The organism is Vibrio sp. 10N.247.311.14 (genome assembly GCF_041467715.1).
GTDB classification, from domain to species: Bacteria; Pseudomonadota; Gammaproteobacteria; order Enterobacterales; family Vibrionaceae; genus Vibrio; species Vibrio crassostreae_C.
Genome location: NZ_JBFSVE010000011.1, coordinates 25,407 through 46,878, shown reverse-complemented (window position 1 = coordinate 46,878; position 21,472 = coordinate 25,407). Strand labels below are relative to the sequence as shown.

General features: G+C 44.8%; 16 protein-coding genes and 1 tRNA gene. 2 read left to right on the top strand and 15 right to left on the bottom strand.

The annotated features are described in order from the left end of the window. Nucleotides 1-41 precede the first annotated feature (41 nt). The 10 genes from purF to fabB all read right to left on the bottom strand — a co-directional run bounded on the left by purF (nt 42) and on the right by fabB (nt 15,015). Nucleotides 42-1,556, bottom strand: a complete 1,515-nt coding sequence (purF, locus tag AB6F11_RS05925; RefSeq protein ID WP_048660823.1) for an amidophosphoribosyltransferase — start codon at nt 1,554-1,556, stop codon at nt 42-44. Between the two features lie 34 nt (nt 1,557-1,590). After that, a complete protein-coding gene (locus AB6F11_RS05920; RefSeq protein ID WP_009848678.1) occupies nt 1,591-2,082 on the bottom strand; it encodes a CvpA family protein in 492 nt (163 codons plus the stop codon). A gap of 61 nt (nt 2,083-2,143) precedes the next feature. Then, nucleotides 2,144-2,719 (bottom strand): SPOR domain-containing protein, encoded by a 576-nt coding sequence (locus AB6F11_RS05915; protein ID WP_048662025.1) that lies wholly within the window; start codon nt 2,717-2,719, stop codon nt 2,144-2,146. Then, complete coding sequence (gene folC, locus AB6F11_RS05910) at nt 2,720-3,982, bottom strand: bifunctional tetrahydrofolate synthase/dihydrofolate synthase (RefSeq protein WP_102393274.1); 1,263 nt, start codon at nt 3,980-3,982, stop codon at nt 2,720-2,722. Nucleotides 3,983-4,024: 42 nt separating this feature from the next. Then, nucleotides 4,025-4,951: an acetyl-CoA carboxylase, carboxyltransferase subunit beta gene (gene accD, locus AB6F11_RS05905; RefSeq protein ID WP_010436898.1), complete on the bottom strand. Its 927-nt coding sequence runs from the start codon at nt 4,949-4,951 to the stop codon at nt 4,025-4,027. Between the two features lie 176 nt (nt 4,952-5,127). Beyond that, a complete protein-coding gene (gene truA, locus AB6F11_RS05900) occupies nt 5,128-5,922 on the bottom strand; it encodes a tRNA pseudouridine(38-40) synthase TruA (RefSeq protein ID WP_004734161.1) in 795 nt (264 codons plus the stop codon). Nucleotides 5,923-6,115: 193 nt separating this feature from the next. After that, complete coding sequence (locus AB6F11_RS05895; protein ID WP_102420207.1) at nt 6,116-10,951, bottom strand: FimV/HubP family polar landmark protein; 4,836 nt, start codon at nt 10,949-10,951, stop codon at nt 6,116-6,118. A gap of 207 nt (nt 10,952-11,158) precedes the next feature. Next, nucleotides 11,159-12,172, bottom strand: coding sequence for an aspartate-semialdehyde dehydrogenase (locus AB6F11_RS05890; RefSeq protein ID WP_017062350.1), 1,014 nt, complete (start codon nt 12,170-12,172; stop codon nt 11,159-11,161). A 12-nt stretch (nt 12,173-12,184) separates the two neighbouring features. Then, nucleotides 12,185-13,318 carry a 4-phosphoerythronate dehydrogenase gene (locus tag AB6F11_RS05885; RefSeq protein WP_017062351.1) on the bottom strand — a complete coding sequence of 378 codons (1,134 nt, stop codon included), beginning with the start codon at nt 13,316-13,318 and terminating at the stop codon, nt 12,185-12,187. Nucleotides 13,319-13,803: 485 nt separating this feature from the next. Further along, nucleotides 13,804-15,015: a beta-ketoacyl-ACP synthase I gene (gene fabB, locus AB6F11_RS05880; protein WP_017062353.1), complete on the bottom strand. Its 1,212-nt coding sequence runs from the start codon at nt 15,013-15,015 to the stop codon at nt 13,804-13,806. A gap of 56 nt (nt 15,016-15,071) precedes the next feature. Between fabB and mnmC the strand changes: the two genes are divergently transcribed. Then, the gene (mnmC, locus tag AB6F11_RS05875; RefSeq protein ID WP_102393272.1) at nt 15,072-17,222 is read left to right on the top strand and encodes a bifunctional tRNA (5-methylaminomethyl-2-thiouridine)(34)-methyltransferase MnmD/FAD-dependent 5-carboxymethylaminomethyl-2-thiouridine(34) oxidoreductase MnmC; all 2,151 of its coding nucleotides are present in this window, start codon (nt 15,072-15,074) and stop codon (nt 17,220-17,222) included. Between the two features lie 145 nt (nt 17,223-17,367). On the opposite strand, the gene AB6F11_RS05870 is transcribed toward mnmC, so the two are convergent. From AB6F11_RS05870 to AB6F11_RS05860, 3 genes are all read right to left on the bottom strand, one after another. After that, the gene (locus AB6F11_RS05870; protein ID WP_017062355.1) at nt 17,368-17,889 is read right to left on the bottom strand and encodes an NADPH-dependent FMN reductase; all 522 of its coding nucleotides are present in this window, start codon (nt 17,887-17,889) and stop codon (nt 17,368-17,370) included. Nucleotides 17,890-18,065: 176 nt separating this feature from the next. Continuing rightward, nucleotides 18,066-18,329, bottom strand: coding sequence for a YfcL family protein (locus AB6F11_RS05865; protein ID WP_004734185.1), 264 nt, complete (start codon nt 18,327-18,329; stop codon nt 18,066-18,068). A gap of 9 nt (nt 18,330-18,338) precedes the next feature. Then, complete coding sequence (locus AB6F11_RS05860; RefSeq protein ID WP_102393271.1) at nt 18,339-18,869, bottom strand: elongation factor P hydroxylase; 531 nt, start codon at nt 18,867-18,869, stop codon at nt 18,339-18,341. A 299-nt stretch (nt 18,870-19,168) separates the two neighbouring features. On the opposite strand from AB6F11_RS05860, the gene AB6F11_RS05855 reads away from it, so the two are divergent. Then, nucleotides 19,169-19,792, top strand: coding sequence for a trimeric intracellular cation channel family protein (locus AB6F11_RS05855; protein WP_004734183.1), 624 nt, complete (start codon nt 19,169-19,171; stop codon nt 19,790-19,792). Between the two features lie 150 nt (nt 19,793-19,942). Here the strand turns inward: AB6F11_RS05855 and aroC are convergent, their stop codons facing one another. After that, entirely contained in the window at nt 19,943-21,028 is a 1,086-nt protein-coding gene (gene aroC / locus AB6F11_RS05850) for a chorismate synthase (protein ID WP_004734182.1), read from the bottom strand. Between the two features lie 269 nt (nt 21,029-21,297). Next, nucleotides 21,298-21,374 (bottom strand) — tRNA-Arg (locus AB6F11_RS05845). Nucleotides 21,375-21,472 lie beyond the last annotated feature (98 nt).

Sequence of the window (21,472 nt, the reverse complement as noted above, 5' to 3'; positions counted from 1 at the left end):
GCCGATGCTCTGGTTTTTTATATTCTTGCCACTAACGAAAACTAAGCACCTTCGTTGTGTAACTCTAGGTTCGCTAGATCTTGTTGAATCTCACGCTGAACCTTTGAGTCGTCATTACGCAAAGAGTCTAGGAAATCTAGGTACGCTTGGTCGATATCACCCGTTACATACTCGCCGTTAAATACAGAAGTATCGAAACGAGAAATGTCTTGATTGCCCATGCCCACTGCCGAAATCAGATCTGGTAGTGTTTGGAAAATCAAGGCATCTGCGCCAATCTGCTTACAAATCGTTTCGTTATCACGACCATGAGCAATCAGCTCTGTCGCGCTCGGCATATCAATACCGTACACGTTAGGGAAGCGAACCTCTGGAGCTGCTGAAACCATGAACACTTTGTTTGCGCCAGAATCACGGGCCATTTCAATGATCTGCTCTGATGTTGTGCCGCGAACGATAGAGTCATCAACCAATAGAACGTTCTTACCTTTAAACTCAGAACGGATTGCGTTCAGCTTACGGCGAACCGACTTCTTACGCTGTTGCTGACCAGGCATAATGAACGTGCGGCCAACATAACGGTTTTTTACGAAACCTTGACGGTATGGCTTATTGATCGCTTGAGCGATTCGCAGCGCAATATCGTTTGATGTTTCAGGGATTGGGATAACCACATCAATATCTAAGTCTGCGTACTCTTCTTTAATACGCTTACCAAGCATCTCACCCATCTCAACGCGTGCGCTGTAAACCGAGATTTTATCGATGAATGAATCTGGGCGTGCAAAGTATACAAACTCAAAGATACATGGGTTTAGTTGTGGGTTGTCTGCACATTGCTTAGTGAAAAGCTCACCGTCGAATGTTGCGTAGATAGCTTCACCTGGCGCTACGTCGCGCATGAAGTCGAAGCCAACAGCATCGAGTGCTACCGATTCAGACGCAACCATGTACTCTGTTTTACCATTAACTTCACGCTTACCAAGACACAGTGGACGAATACCATGTGGGTCACGGAATGCGATCATACCGTGGCCGATGATCATCGCAGTTACGGCGTAAGCACCGCGAATTGTGCGGTGCACATTTGCCACAGCGCGGAAAACATCATCCGAAGTCACGTTACCTTTAACAGTATCGATCTCATGAGCCAATACGTTCAGTAGAACTTCAGAGTCAGAGGTTGTGTTTACATGGCGACGGTCTTTTTCGAACAACTTCTCACGAACTTCGTTTGCGTTCGTCAGGTTACCGTTGTGCGCCAACGTAATGCCAAAAGGAGAGTTTACGTAGAAAGGCTGAGCTTCAGACGCACTTGAACTACCCGCTGTAGGATAACGAACATGGCCAATACCAACTTCACCTTGTAGGCGCTGCATGTGTTTTGCTTCAAAAACATCTTTTACTAAACCGTTCGCCTTACGCAGACGGAAACGATTGCTTTCTATGGTACAAATACCAGCGGCATCTTGGCCACGATGCTGCAATACCGTTAAAGCGTCATAAATAGACTGGTTTACAGGTGTTGAACCCACGATTCCAACAATACCACACATGTCCTAATCCTCGATTTTTCGACATTAACTGGCGCTAGAGCGCGCCAGATAAGAAACTAGATGTTGCTTGTAAATGCTCGAAGAACGGCGCAATGATTCGACTAAATTCCGGAACCAATTGCGAATTCTTCCACCACTCAGAACTTGGGAATGCAGTAAACGCATCCATGAAAAACAACACTGCAGAAACAATCAAAACACCACGTAAGCCACCAAAGACGACACCGAGGATTCTGTCTGTACCTGACAGGCCTGTTTTCTGAACTAGCTGACCGATGACATAGTTAACTAAGGCACCAACAACTAACGTTGCAACAAACAATGCTGCTATCGCAGTTCCGTTTCGAAACATCTCATCTTCGATATTGGTGAAGTACATCGCTAATTTAGCGTAGTACTGGCTAGCAATAAAAAATGCTCCAAACCAAATTACGAGTGACAAGGCTTCTTTAGCGAAACCACGAACTAAACTGATCACGGCAGAGAAGCCGATCACGCCTAAAATGACAAAATCTAACCAATTCATGAATTCTTCATCTTAAGTTGGCGCGCATTTTAACAGAAAAAATGCTGACGCAAACGTTTTCTTATGGATTTAACGGTTTAAATTTGAGCAATTGGCCTTTTGAACCCGTAATTTTTTCTAATTCCTTAATTTGTCGCTCAAGTTTTGATTTAGAGACATCCGGGCCAATAATTACTCGCGTAAAAGTTTTTTCTTGCTTGGTGTGAGCCTGATAACCACGCTTTTGCAGATCCTCAACAACGTTTTTTGCGTTGTCAGCATTCTTCAAAGCCATCAATTGAATAATCCAAGCACTGTCTTGGTATTCATTTTTTTCCGGTACTGGCTTAACTACTACTGCCACTTTGTCAGCTTCTTTATTATTGGAAGAAGACGCGGTTTGCGTGTTTGAACTATCAGTACGACCACTTTCAACCACTTGCTCAACTGGAGAATCCGGTAGCGCTATCTGATCTTCAACGGGATCGAGTACTTCAAACACTTCAACATTACTATCAAGCTCTGGCTTAATCGGAATGCTTGCAAACTCTTCTTTATAGTGGAGCTTCTTACCATCTAGCACATCGGGCAATACAATCACGCCAATGGCCACTAAAATGATGGTGCCGACTAATCGGCTTTGGAATTTACTTGCCATTTAGTTTCCTTTTTTCTGCCAATGCTCCAAGACTTCGCCTACGGTATGGAAAGAACCGACCACCAACACAACATCATCACCTTTAACAGAAGCTAAAGCCGCTTCAAACGCTGCTACAGGGTTTAGATACTGCTCTACACCTTCAGGCAGGCTTTGACACAATTCAGCTGCTGTCGCTGCACGTGGCCCTTGCAATGAAGCTGGATACCAATGAGTTGCGATTGGCGCTAATACTTCCAATGTCGCGGGAATATCTTTGTCATGAAGCATGGCGACTACAACGTGTAAATTTTTACCCGCATACTTTTTCGTAACTTGCTGCGCAAAGTATTCAGCGGAATGCGGGTTGTGCGCCACATCAAGCACAATCACGGGTTGATCACTAATTTGCTGCATACGCCCAGGAAGCTTCGCATTCTTCATGCCGTTAACAACGTTCACGTCGCTAATATTAAGCTCTGATGTGCCCAATGCCATCAGCGCTGTTGCAGCGTTAGGTAACGGCAAGCTCGGAATAGGTAGCGATTCCAGCTGGAATGCACCACTGCGCCAGTTCCACGTATCACCGTCAACATCATAAGTGTATTGAATACCAACTTGATAGAACTCAGCCTTAATGTCATCAGCGTGCGCTGCAACCGTTGCCGGTGGTTTAGGTTGACCACAAATAGCGGGTTTACCACTACGATAAATGCCCGCTTTCTCAAAACCAATCACATTGATGTCATCACCTAGCCAGTCAACATGGTCGACAGCCAAACTAGTAATCACGGAAACATCATGCTCAACGATATTGGTCGCGTCTAGACGTCCGCCTAAACCAACTTCTAATAGCACAACATCAACCGCTTCAGTTTGAAATGCACGTAACGCCGCTAAAGTGCCATATTCGAAAAAGCTCAGGCTGATTTCGCCACGCTCTTTCTCAATAAAATCGAAAGACTGAACCATCTTTTCATCAGATAGATCTTGGCCGTTGATACGAACACGTTCGTTATAGCGAATTAAGTGAGGAGAGCTGTAGACACCAACTGAGTAACCAGCGTCCAATAGAATCGCTTCCATCAGTGCACATGTTGAGCCTTTGCCATTGGTTCCGGCAACAGTAATAACATGTTGAGCAGGTTTGGTGAGGTTTGCCTTAGAGGCGACGGCCTGAACTCGGTCTAATCCAAGATCAATAGCGCTTGTGTGGATGTTTGATAAATAATCAAGCCACATCTCCGAAGAGGATGTGGCTTGAGGAATAGGTTGTTGACTCATCTAACTCATAACCATAATTAAGTTGGTTTGTTAGAAGGTACTTTACCCTTTTTCTGGCGCTTCTGGTACTTCATAAGTAGCTTCATTCGGTGAATCGTTCACAGAAACTACTAATGGTGAAGGCTGGTTGGTCATTTTAGCAACAAGGCTTGCAACGCGCTGACGCATCTCACGACGGTCAACAATCATGTCGATAGCACCGTGGTCTAGTAGGAACTCACTGCGTTGGAAACCTTCAGGAAGGTCTTCACGTACCGTTTGCTCGATTACTCGACGTCCAGCAAAGCCGATAAGTGCTTTTGGCTCACCAATGTTGATATCGCCAAGCATCGCCAAACTTGCAGAAACACCACCCATTGTTGGATCAGTCATGACTGAAACAAACGGTAGGCCTTTCGCAGATAAACGCTCTAGAGCAGCACTGGTTTTCGCCATTTGCATTAGAGACATCAATGCCTCTTGCATACGCGCACCACCACTTGCAGAGAAACAAACTAAACCACAGTTGTTTTCAATTGCAGCATCAACCGCTTTAACAAAACGAGCACCTACAACAGAACCCATTGAGCCGCCCATGAATGAGAATTCAAAAGCACACGCTACGATAGGTAAACCAAGCAGTTCGCCTTTCATTGCTACTAGTGCGTCTGTCTCACCACTGTTTTTCTGTGCAGCAGAGATACGTTCTTTGTAACGCTTAGAATCTTTAAATTTCAGCTTATCTTGTGGCTCAAGATCAGTACCTAGTTCAACACGTTCACCTTTGTCTAGGAATGTATCCAGACGACGACGTGCTTTCATGCGCATGTGATGGTCACATTTTGGACATACTTCTAGGTTACGCTCTAGTTCAGCATGGTACAGAACCTGCTCACAAGAAGTACATTTAGTCCAAACACCCTCAGGGATAGACGCTTTACGAGATGTTACGATGTTGCTTTTTTCTAAAATCTTTTCAAGCCAACTCATGGAAGACCTTTTTGTTTCGATTCTTCCGCTTGATTGCGAAAGAAATAAATTTGGGAATTATGCGTGGGAATTAAAGCACATAAAACAGCGACTGTAGATAAAAAACTGGTTGTACCTATTTTCTGGGACTATCTTACGCACTAAACCGTAATAATTTTTGAACCTAAGTCTCACATTTAGTTCAAATTATCCGGCAAAAATAGAGGACCAATTGGCTCTCGTGGTAGTTCAAAATGTTCGGGATAATCAACATCCACCAGATACAAACCTTCCGCTTTTGCAGTTGCGCCGGCTACTTTTCGATCTTTAGCTTCTAAAAGCCACTGGATCCACTCTGGTTTCTGCTCACCCTTACCGACGGCAATAAGGCTACCAGTAATATTCCTCACCATGTGGTGAACAAACGCATTCGCTTTAATATCGATCACAATGTAGTGTCCATGGCGAGTCACATTCAAATGAATCATGTTTCTCCATGGGCTGCGAGATTGACAATGTGTTGCCCTGAACGAAGTGAAATCATTCTCACCAAGTAAGTACTGACCCGCTTCGTGCATTTTTTTCTCATCAAGATGACCATGATAATGGCTCACGCCTGAATTCAAAATGCCTGGGCGAAGTGCATGGTTAAAGATAATGTAGCGATAACGGCGGGCAGTTGCTGAGAAACGAGCATGGAAATCCTCATTCACTTCTGTCGCCCAACGAACCGCAATATCTTTTGGCATGTTGGCATTCGCGCCCATTGTCCATGCCACCATTTTACGATCGACATTAGTTTCAAAGTGAACGACTTGTCCCGTACCGTGAACACCGGCATCTGTACGACCTGCGCACATAACTTCTACAGGGTGATTCGCGACAACTGAAAGAGCCTTTTCCAATTCTTCTTGGACACTTTTCACGTCTCGTTGGCGCTGCCAACCAAAGTAGTGGGTACCGTTATATTCAATACCTAAAGCAATTTTCATGTTCTTGTTCTCTTTGAAAATGGGCGAGAAGTATATACGGAAATCAGTGCTAGCCCAAATAGGATGGGGCTAAAACTTCAATAAACAATCAGCATCGACCGAGACGATACTTTTAAGAAACCAAATAATACAATGGCGCGCTGTATCGCCTTAAAACAAAGGGTAGCCAACGCTACCCTTTATGATTTTTAATTTATCGACCGTTTAACGAATCGATCAGGTTTTTTGCCTCTCGACGAATATCATCGCTACCGTCAACGATTGCCTCTTCTAGAAGCTTAATTGCACCTTGCGAGTCACTCATCTCGATGTAAATTTTAGCCAAATCAAGCTTACCTGCAGCCTCTGCGTTGCTATCAACATCATAGTTGCCAATGTCGCCGATAACGTCTGGGAATTCATTTAGGCCAACATCCAGTTTAAGCTCTTCATCATCTGGATTAATGACCTCTTCACCTTCTTGCTCGACTTGAGCCATCAGTTCATCAATGGTCATGTATTGCTTATCACGGCTGCTGCCTGATTCGGTTAGGTTGTCTTGTTGAGCCCAGTTCTCTTCTTTGATCTTCGGTTCAGCTTGCTGTTCAGCCGACGCCCAAATCTCTTGTTGGTCATCAGGCACATCATTATGCATGCTCGATTGTTGCTCTGGCGCTAGGTTAAAGCCTTTCCAGTCTTCGCCGCCAACTTCTAGCATGGCATCAATATCTAGCCCTGCACTATCAATCGATGTTGCATCCAATGGCTTATCGAACATGTTGTCGACAGAGTCTTGAACATCTTCAGAAAGCAACTCAGCTAATGCTGTCTCATCAAAGTCATCAAAGCCTTCTAGTGGCTCGTCTTGAACCGCTGCAGGCGTTGAGTTTAGCTCTGACGCAGCGCTCAGTGATTCTTCTGGCTGTGCAAAACCAGCCAACTCAGAATCTTGTGCATTCGAGAAATCTTCAGCGTGACTGAAGCTCTGCGGGTTTGAGAACAAATCATGCAACGCATCCTGCTCTTCGCCTTGTGGACTGAAAGACGTTAGCGGTGTTGGCTTCTCAGCAAAAGCATCAGAGATGGCTTCATCTTCACCGTATTCTGGTAAATCAAGTTCATTGAACTCTACGCCTTCATCTTCTGCTACTGGCTCAGCACTGCTTTGCTCAATATCATCTAAGACAGAATCGGCTTTCGCACTCTCTTCATCGTATTCAGGCAGATCAAGGTCATCGAATTCGAACTTCTCAGTGCCATCAGATAGATCTTGTTCTAATTGAGCTTCGTCTGGTTCGCTAACAACTTCAGCTAATGCATCTTCTTCACCGAATTCTGGCAGCTCAAAATCATCAAACGAGAACTCTTCTTCGCTTTCTGGTTTCGCAGTTTCAGCCTGTGGTGCAGCCTCTAGCTGAGGCTCAGCGGTTGGTTGCGATTCAACACTTGGTTGAGAGTCGATATCAGGCGTTGCTGGCTCTGATGTTGATTCAGCATCAGCTTCCGCCAGTGCGTCTTCTTCACTAAACTCTGGCAACTCAAAGTCATCAAACGAAAACTCTTCGTCGTCTTGACTCTTAGCTTCAGCTTGAGTCTCAACAGCAGGTACTACTGATTCTGGTGTTGCTTCAGCATCAGCTTCCGCCAGTGCGTCTTCTTCACCAAACTCAGGTAATTCGAAGTCATCAAACGAGAATTCGTCTTCGCTTTCTTGTTCTGGAACTTCCGCTTGTGGAGTAGCTTCAACTTGCGATTCAGCGTCTAATTTAGGTTCAACAACAGGTGCTACAGGTTCTGGTGCTACCTCAGTTTCTGCTAATGCTTCTGGTGCAGACGTCTCATCTTCAATCAGCCAATCGTCGTCTTGTGGTACGCCAAATTCATTTGGAATAATTTCTGGCATATTGGCAGCACGAACTGGCTCTGGCTCTGGCTCTGGCTCTGGCTCTGGCTCTGGCTCTGGCTCTGGCAAGGATTCAACGACATCTTCAAATTCATCGCTACCTTGAATTTTAGGCTCAAAGTCGAAATCAGAGTCGATGTTCGCTGGAGACTCTACATCGTCGATCGCTTCAGCTAACCAATCTTCAACCGTCTCTTCATCATCTTCAGAGATATCATTTAAAGAGGATGGCGAAGCTTGATCTTCAAAACTAACAGCAATGTCTTCACGCTGCTCTTGTACGTCGGCTTCTTTCGACTCTGGTTCTTGTTGTGCGGTTTCTTCTTGAACTCGCTCTTCAAAAGCTGGTTTATCAAAATCAGAATTCTCAGATAACAGCGAGTCGATATCCAGTTCATCATCTTCAACCGATGATGCGGTTTCTTGCGCTGATACTTCGTCGCTGTCTAAAAGAGACGCTTGCTCTGGTTCAACCGTATTGTCAATTGATGGTTCAACAGGCTCTTCTATTGCTGGCAACAAATCATTGTCATCAGAAGTCATTAACTCATCAATCAACGCTTCGTCTGTTGTTTCTAGCGAGTCATCAAGCAAAGCATCCGTTGCCGGTGCGACACCGAACAAATCATCGATAAAACCATCACGATTAAAGGCTTCATCATTTTCTGGCTTAATGTCAGAACTTTCTTGAGTCATTTCAGAATCTAACGATTCATCAGTAACGACTTCAGGTTGTGGTGTTTCACTAATGTCCGGATCTTGCTCAGGCTCACCTTCAGAGGTTAACGGAGTAAGCTCAACGTCTGAGTCCTTTTCAGGCTCCTCATTGGCGTTGTCCAAACCAAAGGCTGCGTCTAACTCTTTATCAAACGTCTTATCTTCAGATTCAAGCTCGTCTTCAATGCCACTTGTCAGTAAGTCATCAAATGGGTCTAGAGATTCTGATTTTGATGCATCCGCTAAAAGCTCATCATCTGACAATTCACTATCAAGGAAATCATCCAATAAGTCGGTACTTTCGGCGTCGAGTTCGAAATCATCGTCGTCAGAGTCACCTATTAATTCATCCAAGGTTTCCGTGCTGTCTTCTGCGATGTTGAGGTCATCATCGGTCGATAAACCAGAAAGCTCTTCAAGCTCAGACAGAGAATCAAAGCCAAGAGGTTCGCTTTCAGACTCATCATCCGAATCGTCCCCTAGCATCTCATCAAGAAGGTCTGTCGAGTTACTTAGGTCTACGTCATCGCCTGCCAGTTGCTCATCAAGCAGATCAACGCTGTCTTGAGGTTCTTCATTTACGATGGGCTTATCGAACTGAGACAGAATGTTTTCGATATCATCATCAAACGCCAAACCACTGTTTAGGTTAGTGGCAATCTCATCGTCGCTATCGAGGTTGAAAGGGTCATTCGCTTGATCGTTCTGAGCAGCAACTTGGGCAAAGATGTCATCAATATCATCATTCGCTGTCGGTGAAGCTGGCTCAGGGGACTGTTGTTCAGAGATTAGAGCATCAATATCAAAATCGTCATTGCTCAAATCAACAGGCTTAGTCTCACTTTGTTGCTCAGAGATAAGCGCATCGATGTCAAAATCATCGCTTGCTGGTGTTTCAGTGCTAGAAGGCGAATCACTTTGCTCTTCCGAAATCAGAGCATCAATATCGAAGCTGTCGTCATCTTCGTCATCAAGAGCAAACAGATCATCTAATAAAGATTGGTCTAGCTCGTTGGAACCGAGATCTTCAGTTTCAGACTCTTGAGATAGTAAAGCTTCAATGTCATCAGCAGACATTGCGTTATCATCAGAAAGATCAAAGTCGACATCATCAGTATCGACGGCGCTTTCCGCTGTTTTGTCTAGCGCACGTTCCATCTCTTCAAGGCCAAGCGCTTTCTCTTCGCCATTAACACTAATGCCGTTGCTGCTGTCTAAATCTAGATCGTCGAAGTTGGTGTCTAAATCACCGTTTTCGCCAATGCTAGCAAATGGGTCATCGTCTTCACCATCTAGATTGAAATCGAGATCAGATTCATCTAAACCAGCAAAGACATCATCCTCTTCGGCTAGCGCTTGATCGTCAAACAGCTTGTTGGCGTCATCTTCCGTACCAAACAAGTCATCATCTAAAGACAGCTCGTTAAGGTCGTCCATCTCGTCGCCCAATGTAATAGGTGCAACGGTACTTGGTTCTGGCTGGAGCGGTTGTTCTTGAGTCGTCTGCTGTTGCTCATCATTTTTAGAACGACGGCCTAACAGCATCACAACGATCAAACCAATGAGCAGACCTGGAATAATCGCAAGAGCCGCCACTAACCAACCATTCGATAACAGTTCGTCCATGACACTTGGTGCCATCTTTTCAATTTCGGCGTTCTTTCTGCGCTCTTCATCAAGCAGCTTTTCCACTTCGCTACGAATGCGGTCTTCATCACTGAGCTCTGTTTTTAGCTCATCCACTTCCGATTGAACATTCGATAACATCAAACGAAGTTGGTGATTTTTCTCTTCAAGTGACAGCAGTTCAGTTTCTGAAAGCTCTAGCTGCTTCTCTAACTTGTTCATCTCTTGGGTTGGTGCAGATTGAGCTAGAGATGATTGAGTTGGAGACAATGGCTTTTTAGCAGTTTCAGTAGTGCTTACTTGCTTAGCAGGAGTAACATTTTTTGCATCAGAACTCGGCGCTTTGGGTTTTGAAGCGACAGGCTTACTTGCAGGAGCATCAAGCTTAGCAAGATGTGAGTTCATGATGTTGATAGCTTGCTGCGTCGAGCTTGCACGTGCTTGCTCTAAAGAAGGCACGCGTAGATTGCTCGCAGGCAGCAGGCTATGGATATTCTGGTTTTCAAACGCTTGTGGGTTTAAGCGATAAAGAGCCAACAGAGTTTGTTGGACTGAAACGGAGTTATCAGGGCGTAACTTTGAGGCAATAGACCACAATGTTTCTGAGCCGCGAGTTGGACCATAGAAACGTGAAGGCTCAGCGCTATTTGATTGCGCTCTTTGAAGTGGTTCTGAAAACGTAGGCGCTGATTGTATCTGGCCATTAGGCCCTACAACTCGAATGGAATCTGCACGAACAACGGAAATCTGAGTCGCAATGATAAAGGCAAAAGGCATTAACCACGGCTTGAAAATTTGAAACATAAAAGGCTCAGCTAGGTGCTTAAATTCGGAAAAGTGATGATCTATTAAATATATCGGATAAATGACGTAAAACTATAGAGATGAAAACAAAAAATGTGTTGCAGCAACAATATTCGCAGCAATTTCACACAATTTGACTAACAATATTTTTAATCGATTAAAAAAGCCCCACTAAAGAGTGAGGCTTTTTTATCAAAGCAATAAAGCTTAGAAGTAATCGCGAATCAGAACTTCAGCGATTTGAACTGCGTTTGTTGCTGCGCCTTTACGAACGTTATCAGCGACAACCCACATGTTTACGCCACTGTGATGGCTGATGTCGTTACGAATACGACCAACCATTACGTGGTCTTTACCACCTGCATCACGAACTTGAGTTGGGAAGTCTAGCGCTTGGAATACTTCAACACCTTCTGTGTTCTCTAGAAGCTGAACCACTTGCTCTGCACCGATTGGTGCGCGAGTTTCAATGTGTAGAGATTCTGCGTGACCGTAAAATACTGGTACGCGGACACAAGTCGGGTTCACTGTGATTGAAGAGTCAGCAAAGATTTTTTGAGTTTCCCAAACCATCTTCATCTCTTCACGCGTGTAGCCGTTCTCTGTAAATTCATCGATTTGAGGAATACAGTTGAAAGCGATTTGTTGTGAGAACGCTGAGTTTTCAGCTGGCATACCGTTAAGAAGCTTAGCCGTTTGACCCGCTAGCTCATCGATACCTGGCTTACCTGCACCAGACACAGATTGGTAAGTTGAAACGTTAATACGCTCAAGGCCCACTTCATCGTGAATTGGTTTTAGCGCTACTACCATTTGGATAGTCGAGCAGTTAGGGTTCGCGATGATGTTACGGTTACGGAACTCAGCAATCGCTTCAGGGTTCACTTCAGGCACAACCAGAGGAACATCGTATTCGTAACGGAAGCGTGATGTGTTATCGATGACAACCACACCTTCATCAGCCGCAATTGGAGCCCAACGCTCTGAAAGCTCGCTACCTGCAGAGAAAAACGCAATATGTACTTGAGACCAATCGAAGTCTTCTACGTTTTGTACTTGTATTGTTTTGCCGTTAAAACGGGAAGTTTTGCCTTCACTACGTTCACTTGCTAGTAAGTGCATTTCACCGACAGGGAATTTACGCTCTTTAAGTACTTCAAGAATGGTTTCACCAACCGCACCAGTCGCACCTAAAATAGCAATATTAAATTCTTGGCTCATTGTTTCTCTCTTTTATAAAGTTGGCTTTACCATAAAACCGAGTTTAGATAACGGCGTTAAATTACAAGATTCGTCGCCCGTTAACTCGACTGCACTGTACTCTCTGCGGTCCCAATATTCTTTACGCATCTTGTCAAAAGAACCCGGCGTAACGATATTGCGACGGAATAAGGCGTCGTCTTTGCGCACATCATAGATCAACTGAGTCAAATTGTGCAGTGTTGCTTCATCCCAAGCTCTATCTAATTTCATTTGAGGTACAGGCGCTGTCGGCAATAAGTCGCTTGCATACGCACGCTGTTCAGTACCTAAAAATTCACAATAACTGTTGAAGATCATCGTGGTACCACGCGCTTTACCTTCTAAACCGTAGCCCGCTACGTGAGGCGTTGCAAAAGCGAGTAACGGAAGAAGCTCAAAGTCGACTTCAGGTTCAAACTCAAACACATCAAGCACTGCAGTGAAACCATCGGCTTTTTGCAGGCGAGCTTTTAGCGCTTGGTTATCAACCACAGGACCGCGAGCTGCATTAATCAGGATTTGATCAGCACGTAAGTTGTTCAGCACTTGCTCACTGATCAAGTGATGCGTTGGATACTCACCCGTCTTAGTGATTGGCGTGTGTAACGTAATAACGTCTGATTGTTCAAGCAAAGTCTCTAACTCAGTAAATTCGCGAGTATCACCCTCTTGCTGTTTTAGAGGGTCGTTCAGCAGAACTTTGATACCAATACCTTCAAGGCACTTCGCTAAGTAACTGCCCACTTGACCACAGCCGATAATACCAACCGTTTTATCAAAAACAGAAAAGCCTTGCTGTTGCGCAAGCACCATCATCGCACTGAATGCGTACTCAGCAACACCCACCTTGTTACAGCCAGGCGCCGCAGTAAAGAAAATGCCACGCTCTTTCATCAATTCTTGGTCAACGTGATCCATGCCAGCCGTCGCAGTACCAACAAACTTCAGCTTATTGGCTTTGCTGATCAATGACTCGTTTACCTTGGTAACAGAGCGAATCATCAATGCGTCTACGTCAACTAGGTCGTCAGCTGTTAATGTGCGACCAGACTTCATTGTCACTTCCCCTAGCTGGCTAAAAAGCGCTTCAGCGTAAGGCATATTTTCGTCGATTAAGATTTTCATTTGGCGAGTACTTTTGTTGGGGTCTATCGACCTAAATGTGAATTGAAATGATTGTGCAAAATTCCACACACGGTGTCGAGTAGCAATTGGAATACATTATAAATAAAGGGCTGAATCACCTAACCTTGGCAGACAAGAACCGAAACCAGAGTGAACACCCAAGATCAAACGGCTAAAACGAAAAATGCCCGATTGAATAAACAATCGGGCAAACATCCAGAACAAAAGGATCCTATCTCGCTCTCCAGGAGACAGAGTCTTGCGTCTGTTCAACCAGTACTAACCAAAGTCAGTACTGGTCAAGCTCTGGAAACCTTTCAATCTCTAAACCCAGATTTAAAAACTATGTTCAAAAAACACGTTTACCAACCTGCGTCTAAAAACTTTGTTCTGATGGTCATTATTACTGGGTGACCTGTGCGTGTTGAATCGGCACTAGCGCAACCCTTTAACGATTAACCTTGTCTCTGTAACTCAAGCTTAAGTTAAGCTTGGTACTTTTTGATTACTAGCGTTGCGTTCGTACCGCCGAAACCAAAACTGTTAGACATAACTGTAGTTAGCTCTTGATCACGAGCTTCAGTTACGATGTCTAGGCCAGCAGCAGCTTCGTCTAGGTTCGAAACGTTAATGCTTGGAGCGATAAAGCCGTTATCTAGCATTAGCGTTGAGTAAATAGCTTCGTGTACGCCAGCAGCACCTAGAGCGTGACCTGTCATCGCTTTAGTTGCAGAAATTGCTGGGCTGTTGCCACCAAATACTTCTTGGATAGCGCCTAGCTCTTTAACGTCGCCAACTGGAGTTGAAGTACCGTGAGTGTTCACGTAATCAACGCCATCAACGTTTTGCATCGCCATCTTCATACAACGAACCGCACCTTCACCAGAAGGAGCAACCATGTCGTAGCCATCTGAAGTTGCGCCGTAGCCTACGATTTCACCGTAGATTTTTGCGCCACGAGCAACAGCGTGCTCAAGCTCTTCGATAACTAACATGCCGCCGCCACCAGAGATAACGAAACCATCACGGTCTGCATCGTAGGTACGAGAAGCCAGCTCTGGCGTGTCGTTGTACTTAGTAGAAAGTGCGCCCATTGCGTCGAACATCATAGTCAGAGACCAATCCAGTTCTTCACCGCCACCAGCGAATACAACGTCTTGCTTACCAAGTTGGATAAGCTCCATTGCGTGACCAATACAGTGTGCAGATGTCGCACATGCAGAGCTCATAGAGTAGTTCACACCACGGATTTTGAAAGGAGTTGCTAGACAAGCAGAAACCGTAGAAGCCATTGTACGTGGAACCATGTATGGACCAACGCGCTTCACGCCTTTCTCACGGATGATGTCTACCGCGTTTACTTGGTTTAGAGATGAAGCACCACCTGAACCCGCAACGATACCCGTGCGGTCATTAGATACTTGATCTTCAGTTAAGCCAGAATCAGCAATTGCTTGCTCCATTGAAAGATAAGCGAATGCCGCTGCATCACCCATAAAGCGCATTTTTTTGCGATCGATATGGTCAGCAGGGTTCATTTTTAGGTTACCCCATACTTGAGAGCGCAAGCCATTTTCCTTGAACTGCTCTGAAGCGGTAATACCAGATTTACCCTCTTTCAGTGATGCTAAAACTTCTTCGACGTTGTTACCGATACTTGAAACAATACCCATACCGGTGATTACGACTCGTTTCATGTGACATTCCTATAATTCTAAATTCAGCTAGATGATAACTAAGAAGCCTAACAAAAGTGGTCAGCTTTCCTAGAAATTCGTACAATCCCTACCAACATATCGCTTCAAATCACAAAATGATAGATTTTATGACTTCAATTACTAATGCAGAACTGGAATGGAATGAGTCTGGCACGCCAGTTTCAGACCAATTTGACGACGTTTACTTCTCCAATGTTAACGGTTTAGAAGAAACTCGCTACGTCTTTTTAAAGCAAAACCACCTTCCAGAGCGTTGGCTTGAACATGAACAACGCCGCTTTGTGATTGCTGAAACCGGCTTTGGCACAGGTTTGAACTTTCTTGCAGTTTGGCAATGGTTCGATGCTTTTCTTAAAGATAACCCACAAGCGATGACCAAAGAGTTACATTTCATCAGTTTTGAAAAATATCCTTTAAATAAAGAGGATCTCATCAAAGCACACCAATCGTGGCCAGAATTAGCCGAGTATGCGACGCAACTCCAAGAACACTACCCTATTGCTCTACCTGAATGTCACCGCATTGTGCTGGGCGACGGTGCAATCACGCTTGATTTGTGGTTTGGCGATATTAAAGATTGCATGCCCAACGTACCAACCCCGCGTGAAGGTTTGGTTGATGCTTGGTTCTTAGACGGTTTTGCTCCGAGCAAGAACCCAGAGATGTGGAATCAAAACCTATTCAACGGCATGGCTAAGCTCGCTAAGCAAGATTGTAGCTGCGCCACCTTCACCGCTGCTGGCTTTGTTCGCCGTGGCTTAATTGAAGCTGGCTTTGAAATGAAAAAGGTCAAAGGCTTTGGTACTAAGCGAGAAATGATCGCCGGCCGACTTGGCGAAAAGCACGCTCACACCAACATCAAACCTTGGTATGGCCTCGCTCAACACACTGAATCCCAAGACATTGCGATCATTGGTGGTGGTGTCGCCAGTGCTGCATTAGCCAAAACGCTAAGCCGTCGTGGTAAAAACATCACCCTTTATTGTGAACATCCACAAGCTGCGGGCAATGCCTCAGGTAACAACCAAGGTGCGATTTACCCGCTATTAAGCGAAGCGACCTCGAACGTGTCTCGCGTGTTTGGCCCGGGATTACTGTTTGCTCGTCAATTTATTAATCAAGCGGCTCAGTCTATTCAATTTGATCACAACTGGTGTGGCGTGAACATCTTGATGTGGGATCAAGGCTCCACTAAAAAGCTCAACCGCATGTTGGAAGGCAACTTCCACACCGACCTGATTCAGCGTTTATCGCCAGAGCAAGCCAACGAAAAGATTGGCTTACCCGTCGATAAAGAGAGTGTTTACTTTCCGCTGGGTGGTTGGTTAAGCCCTCTTCAACTGACTCAAGGCTTGATTGGCAAGCTAGAAGAGAGCAACCAAGTGAGCGCACACTATCAACATCAAGTAACGCAACTTGAGTGGCTCGAAGCTGAAAAACAATGGTTACTGACGATTGAGGCACCTCAAGGTGAGATTCAAACTAAGCACGACCAAGTAGTTGTCGCAAACGGACACAAGTTCACTCAGTTTGAACAAACTCAGCCAGTACCACTGACTCCGGTTAAAGGCCAAGTGAGCCATATTCCGACCACGGAAAATCTCAGCCAGCTAAAAACCGTGTTGTGCTTTGATGGCTATTTGACGCCACAGAACCCCAACAATGGTCATCACTGTATAGGCGCGAACTACGACAAAACCAATATCGACCAAGAATTTGATATTGAGGTTCAGCAGCACAATGGCGAGCGCCTACATGGGTCACTACCAGACCAAGCATGGACAAAAGATGTCGATACCAGTGACAACTTAGCGCGCCAAGGTATCCGAAGCGTAAGCCGTGACCACCTTCCGTTTGTCGGAAACGTTGGTGACTTTGAAGCCATTAAGGAGCAGTACCAAGATCTCCACAACTTCAACCCGCAGCGTGACTCGGTTGAGGATGTAGAAACGGTAACAAGCTTCCCTAACCTTTATTGCTTTATCGGACTGGGTTCACGTGGTTTGAGCTCTGCACCATTATTGGCTGAAGTATTAGCATCACAGATCTGTGGCGATCCGCTGCCCTTGCCTGTTGATGTGCTTGAGGCGATTCACCCAAGTCGAATGTGGGTACGCAGACTGCGTAAAGGTAAGGCATTAACGGCTGGATGGGTTGCTGACAAGCATTCTAAATCAAAGCCGTAGTTTCTAGTTCAGCTATTTTGAACATCTGAAATTTCTGAATATCTGAAACTAATAAGTTAAAAGCTAAAAAGCCCGAGTTCATTGTGTCGCTCGGGCTTTTTGTTATTCGTGTTGCTCTAAACTGATGTTCTAAACGAAGCTGTATTTACAGCTTAGCAACCGCGTCTTTAATCTGTAGAACGATCTCTTCGTTGCTGATAGAACCAGATTCAAAATCAAAGTTATCGTAGAAGCTTGGTACTGAAACTGACGCTTGCACGTTGCCACCGAAGTAAGGTGCAGAACCTGTCGCTGCACCAAGTACCGTTTGTGCGCCACCAGGGCCCGGTGAAGTCGCTAGGTAAACCGCCGGCTTCTCGCCAAACACTGAACGCTCAATACGTGTCGCCCAGTCAAATAGGTTTTTATACGCTGCTGGGTAGTGACCATTGTGTTCTGCGAACGAGATAACAAACGCATCAGCTTCAGCTAGGTCGCGTAGGAATGCTTGAGCACCTTCCGCTTGGCCAATCTCTTTTTCAGTGTCTTCACTGAACATAGGAACATTGTAATCGTTGATGTCTAGGACTTTTACTTCAGCACCTTCAATCAAGTTTGCTGCGTAAGTTGCTAGTGTTTTGTTGATTGAGGTAGAACTTGTGCTTGCGCCAAATGCGATAACTTTCATGATGTGACCTTTCTGTAATTCCGTTAAGTGGGATTAGAATAACGTAGTAAGAAAATGTAACCATCACAAGAAATGAACGGACTCATTCAAAAATTTCGAACGAGTCTCAAATAAACCAGTTCGCTCAGCAAAATGGGAAAGGAAGGGACTGAGCGGATAGTATTAATACATCGAGATTAAGCTTGGTTTTGCAGCTCAACCCAAAGGTCATTAACGATCGTGCGATCGGCTGGCGTCAATTCAGAACGCGCGTCTTCTAGGCTCTTCTCAATACGTAATTTAACTTCTGCTACGTCTTCAATGCCGTCTTCTTCACATGAAGCCACTGAAAGAGAAATATGACCACGTAAGTAACCACCAGCAAACAGTTCATCGTCTGATGCGTTTTCAATGCGAGCATCAATTACTTCAAGTAGTTTTTCTTCAAATTCGATAATCATAATATTCTCTTATTTCACAATAAATTGGCTAGTACATAAAGGTGCAACATCATAGAAGCTGCGTAATGCTTCAGAGAGCATTTTCACGCGAGGCGGAAAGCCTACTTCAAAGATACCCATGACTTCGCTGTGTACTTTATTCATAAAGGCCAAACGATCTGGCTCAAAATCGCCGTGTAGATTGTCACAGCTGACATTAAAAGGAAAGCCTGCACTGGTCGCAATGATCCATTCATACGCTTGTGGGCGAATTTCTACTTTTTCAAACTCAGCTTGAACCGACTCAGTTCGGCCATCAGGCTCATACCAGTAACCAAAATCTTCCAATAAACGACGCTCAGGACCAGCCACACACCAGTGTGCTATCTCGTGAAGTGCTGACGCGTAAAAGCCGCGAGCAAATACGATACGGTGATGAGAAACCTCCCCATCGGCTGGCAGGTAAATAGGCTCGTCCGCTCCCAGTTCTAGCTTGGTATTAAAGCTCTCGAAAAAGGTTTGATTGAAAATGTCGATGATATCTGGGTATTGGTGCGTCATAAGATCAAATTTAAATAAAAAGAACTGGGGCATTTTGCGTTTTTTTAAGCGCTCGGTAAAGCCCTATCACTGGCAATGACATTAGGTTCATCATAATACTTTACGATGACAATCGATTGCTGATCCCAGATTACACCATTTTGAGGTGAATGATTAGTTTAGCTAATCTGAAATGCCTATTCACGGTACAAATATTCATTCGTCAATCAGCGTTTTTACTACTACACTCGCGCTTCATTTTTATATCCCTATGGCCTATAAGACTCCAATTTATAGACCTATATTATAGAGCTACAGCAATGCTACTAAGTGTTTTGTATATCATTGGCATCACGGCAGAAGCCATGACCGGCGCTCTCAGTGCTGGCAAACAAAAAATGGATTGGTTTGGTGTAATGTTGGTTGCGAGTGCAACGGCAATTGGCGGCGGTACAGTACGAGATATCTTACTTGGCCATTACCCTTTAGGTTGGGTTGAAAACCCGCAGTATCTGGCAATCACCTGTATCGCAGGTGTTATTACAACCGGACTGGCTAAATGGGTTATCAAGCTCAAAGGGCTATTCATTCGTTTGGATGCACTAGGGCTTATCGTGTTCAGTATCATTGGTACTAAGGTAGCGATGACCATGGGTCTTCACCCAATGATCTGTATGGTGTCTGCGCTAGTCACCGGTGTCTTTGGTGGTTTGCTGCGCGACCTTATCTGTCGTCAAACACCATTAGTGTTGCATGAAGAGCTATACGCGTCTGTCGCACTTGTCGCTTCAGGTTTGTACCTAGGTTTGCTTGAGCTTGGCATCAACGACGTAACGGCGACAATTGTGACGCTTGTAGTTGGTTACTTGCTGCGCATGGCGGCTGTAAGATTCAAATGGCGTTTGCCTTCGTTCCAGCTTGATCCTGAAAGCTCAGTGCATTAATAGATTAAGAGCCTTTAGCTGCTAGCTGTCTTTAATGACGATAGTCGCTAACCGGACGAATAATCCTGCTAATGTGAAAAAGGGTTGCTTCATTACGAAGCAACCCTTTTTTGTTTCTATCAATTCTATTCTAAATAAAAAGAAGCAGAATTAGATTTTTGGCGTTTCAGTTGTCACACCAAAGTTTTGACCACGGTGACGTAGCAAGTGATCAAGCAATACAATCGCTAACATTGCTTCTGCGATCGGCACCGCACGGATACCAACACATGGATCATGACGACCTTTCGTGATTAGCTGCGTTGCTTCGCCGTCTTTAGTGATCGTGTCACCAGGAACGGTAATGCTTGAGGTTGGTTTAAGCGCGATGCTTGCCACAATATCTTGGCCAGTAGAAATACCACCTAAGATACCGCCAGCATGGTTGCTGCTGAAACCTTCTGGAGTTAATGGATCACGGTGTTCACTACCGCGTTGATTAACCACATCAAAACCATCACCAATCTCAACACCTTTCACCGCATTGATGCTCATTAGAGCGTGCGCGATGTCTGCATCTAGACGGTCAAAGATTGGCTCACCAAGGCCTACAGGCACTTTAGTCGCAACCACTTGAATCTTCGCACCGATCGAGTTGCCTTCTTTTAGCAAGTCACGAATCAGTTGGTCAAATTCCGGTACTTTGTCGGCATCAGGGCAGAAGAAAGCGTTGTTTTCAATCTCGTTCCAATCCACTTTATCAATTGAGATATCACCCATTTGAGAAAGGTAAGCTTGGATTTCAACACCAAATTCTTGTTTTAGGTATTTCTTCGCAATTGCACCTGCCGCTACACGCATTGCAGTTTCACGAGCTGAAGAACGACCACCGCCACGGTAATCACGCACACCGTACTTTTGATGGTACGTATAGTCAGCGTGTCCAGGGCGGAACTTGTCTTTAATTTCGGAATAGTCTTTAGAGCGTTGGTCTGTATTTTCAATTAATAGACCAATAGAAGTGCCCGTAGTTTGGCCTTCAAACACACCTGATAAGATTTTCACTTCATCCGCTTCACGGCGAGCCGTTGTATAACGAGAAGTACCAGGGCGACGACGATCCAAATCTCTTTGAAGGTCTGCTTCGGTAATTTCTAATCCTGGTGGGCACCCATCTACGATACATCCTAGTGCGATACCGTGACTTTCTCCGAACGTGGTCACGCGGAAATGTTGTCCGATACTGTTTCCTGCCATTACTTCCTCTAAATCAGCTATTGAGCAGAAGGTTTGATTCCTAAACCGACTGGCTAATAGCTTTACTTGTCTATTCTTCGTGAATTCATAGTGGCTTTATTAACAAATGATGTAAACCCCAAAAAACGAACAATTTTAACTTTCTATTACATAAGCCGAATGAAACGAATAACAGAAGAAAATGAGTCGCGCTTGAAAAGAAGTGTTTTATGATGTGTAAAATGCAAAAAACCCGACAACTCGGAGAGTTATCGGGTTTCTTTAAATAATGGCACGCCCTGAAGGATTCGAACCTTCGACCACCTCCTTAGAAGGGAGGTGCTCTATCCAGCTGAGCTAAGGGCGCGCTACAGGAACGAATTATACGAATTCGAATCAGTAAAGCAACGGCTTTATGTAACATTCTGATCTAAGTGGGTAAAAAAAGGCCAACAAACATATAAG